General features: G+C 60.9%; 1 protein-coding gene and 1 pseudogene. Both read right to left on the bottom strand.

The features are described from left to right. On the bottom strand, positions 1-2825 hold a 2825-nt coding region (locus D6877_RS27985), incomplete at its 3' end, for a valine--tRNA ligase (RefSeq protein ID WP_130912800.1). A gap of 128 nt (positions 2826-2953) precedes the next feature. Continuing rightward, positions 2954-3112 (bottom strand): annotated as a pseudogene (locus D6877_RS30135) (DNA polymerase III subunit chi); the annotation flags it as partial.

Below are 3112 nucleotides of genomic sequence, written 5' to 3'. Positions count from 1 at the left end.
TGCTGCTCGGCCAGTTTGCCCAGGGCCTGTTCGGCCTCGGCCAGTTTGGCGCGTTCCTTCTCGATGACTTCGGCCGGAGCCTTGTCGACGAAACCTGCGTTGGAAAGCTTGCCGCCAACGCGCTGAACTTCGCCCTGCAAGCGCAGGATTTCCTTGTCCAGACGCGCCAGTTCGGCGCCTTTGTCGATCAGGCCGGCCATTGGCACCAGCACTTCCATCTCGCCCACCAGTGCGGTAGCGGACAGCGGTGCTTCTTCGCCAGCGGCGAGTACGGTGATCGATTCCAGACGCGCCAGCTTCTTCAGCAGCGCTTCGTTCTCGGTCAGGCGGCGCTGGTCTTCAGCGCTGACGTTCTTCAGGAAGATCGGCAGTGGCTTGCCCGGGCCGATGTTCATCTCGCCACGAATGTTGCGCGTGCCGAGCATCAGTTCCTTGAGCCATTCGATGTCGTTTTCCGCCGCCGGATCAATGCGCTCTTCGTTGGCCACCGGCCAAGGCTGCAGCATGATCGTCTTGCCCTGAATACCGGCCAGCGGCGCGATGCGCTGCCAGATTTCTTCAGTGATGAACGGCATGAACGGATGCGCCAGACGCAGCGCCACTTCCAGCACGCGCACCAGCGTCCGGCGAGTACCGCGCTGACGTTCGACCGGCGCGTTCTCGTCCCACAGCACAGGCTTGGACAGTTCCAGATACCAGTCGCAGTACTGGTTCCAGATGAACTCGTACAGCGCTTGCGCGGCGAGGTCGAAACGGAACTGATCCAGTTGGCGGGTCACTTCGGCTTCGGTGCGTTGCAGCTGCGAGATGATCCAGCGATCTGCCAGCGACAGCTCGTAGGCTTCGCCGTTCTGGCCGCAGTCTTCGCCCTTGTCCAGAACGTAACGCGCGGCGTTCCAGATCTTGTTGCAGAAGTTGCGATAGCCTTCGACGCGACCCATGTCGAACTTGATGTCGCGACCGGTCGAGGCCAGCGAGCAGAACGTGAAGCGCAGGGCGTCGGTGCCGTAGCTTTCGATGCCATTGGCGAATTCTTCGCGGGTGGCTTTCTCGATCTTCTTCGCCAGTTTCGGTTGCATCAGGCCCGAGGTGCGCTTCTGGACCAGGGTTTCCAGGTCGATGCCGTCGATGATGTCCAGCGGGTCAAGGACGTTGCCCTTGGACTTGGACATCTTCTGGCCCTGGCCGTCGCGTACCAGACCGTGTACGTAGACAGTCTTGAACGGAACCTGCGGCGTGCCGTCTTCGTTCTTCATCAGGTGCATGGTCATCATGATCATACGGGCAACCCAGAAGAAAATGATGTCGAAACCGGTGACCAGCACGTCGGTGGAGTGGAATTTCTTCAGGAACTCGGTCTGCTCGGGCCAGCCGAGGGTCGAGAATGTCCACAGGCCGGAGCTGAACCAGGTGTCGAGGACGTCGTTGTCCTGTTGCAGCGCGACATCCGGGCCGAGGTTGTGCTTGGCACGCACTTCGGCTTCGTCGCGGCCCACGTAGACCTTGCCCGACTCGTCGTACCAGGCCGGAATCCGGTGGCCCCACCACAGCTGACGGCTGATGCACCAGTCCTGGATGTCGCGCATCCACGAGAAGTACATGTTTTCGTACTGCTTGGGCACGAACTGGATGCGACCGTCTTCAACGGCAGCAATCGCCGGCTCGGCCAGAGGCTTGGTCGATACGTACCACTGGTCGGTCAGCCACGGCTCGATGACCGTGCCGGAGCGATCGCCTTTCGGCGTTTTCAGGTTGTGATCGTTGACACTCACCAGCAGGCCGGCAGCGTCGAAAGCGGCAACGATCTGCTTGCGCGCTTCGAAACGTTCCAGGCCAGCGAACTCGGCCGGAATCTTGCCGTCGATGCTCTCGTTCAGCGTGCCGTCGAGGTTGAACACCTGGGCGGCAGGCAGCACGTTGGCGTTCTTGTCGAAGATGTTCAGCAGCGGCAGGTTGTGGCGCTTGCCCACTTCGTAGTCGTTGAAATCGTGGGCCGGGGTGATTTTCACGCAGCCGGTGCCGAATTCAGGGTCGCAATAATCGTCGGCGATGATCGGGATGCGGCGGCCAACCAGTGGCAGCTCGACGAATTTGCCGATCAGCGCTTTGTAGCGCTCGTCGTTCGGGTTCACCGCGACGGCGGAGTCGCCGAGCATGGTTTCCGGACGGGTGGTGGCAACGATCAGGAAGTCATTGCCCTCGGCGGTTTTAACGCCATCGGCCAATGGGTATTTCAGGTTCCACAGGAAGCCTTTCTCTTCGTGGTTTTCCACTTCGAGGTCGGAAATCGCCGTGTGCAGTTTGGTGTCCCAGTTGACCAGACGCTTGCCGCGATAGATCAGGCCGTCCTCATGCAGACGCACGAAGGCTTCCTTGACCGCTTCCGAGAGGCCGTCGTCCATGGTGAAGCGCTCGCGGCTCCAGTCGACGGACGAGCCGAGGCGGCGGATCTGCCGGCTGATGTTGCCGCCGGACTGATCTTTCCACTCCCAGACTTTCTCGAGAAATTTTTCCCGGCCCAGATCGTGACGATTCTGGCCCTGGGCTTCGAGTTGGCGCTCCACCAGCATCTGCGTGGCGATACCGGCGTGGTCGGTGCCCGGCTGCCACAGGGTGTCGCGACCCTGCATGCGGCGGAAACGGATCAACGCGTCCATGATCGCGTTGTTGAAGCCGTGACCCATGTGCAGGCTGCCGGTGACGTTCGGCGGCGGGATCATGATGGTGTAGGACTCGCCCGCGCCTTGCGGGGCGAAGTAGTTCTCGGACTCCCAGGTCTTGTACCAGGAAGTTTCAATGGCGTGCGGCTGGTAGGTCTTATCCATGCGCGGCGGGACCCTATTGGCATTTATTCAGGAAAAGCCGGGAAGTATAGCCGTGGGGACAGCCACAAGCCACAAGCTGCAAGCTTCAAGAGGAGCGCGGCGGATTTGCTTTGGCTTTGGCTTGCAGCTTAAAGCTTGCCGCTTGCAGCTGCAGCGAGCAGCCGCTCCATCCGCGCATCGAGGCGACGTTTGATTTCGGTTTCGATGTGCGGGGCGAAGTCGTCGATCACGTCTTGCATGATCAATTGCGCGGCGGCGCGCAGTTCGCTGTCCAGGTGCAGCAAGGC

The organism is Pseudomonas sp. Sample_9 (genome assembly GCF_004307535.1).
In the GTDB taxonomy this organism is placed as follows: domain Bacteria; phylum Pseudomonadota; class Gammaproteobacteria; order Pseudomonadales; family Pseudomonadaceae; genus Aquipseudomonas; species Aquipseudomonas mercuritolerans.
Note: the sequence above shows the minus strand (reverse complement) of the source record. Positions and strands in the feature narration are given on the sequence as shown.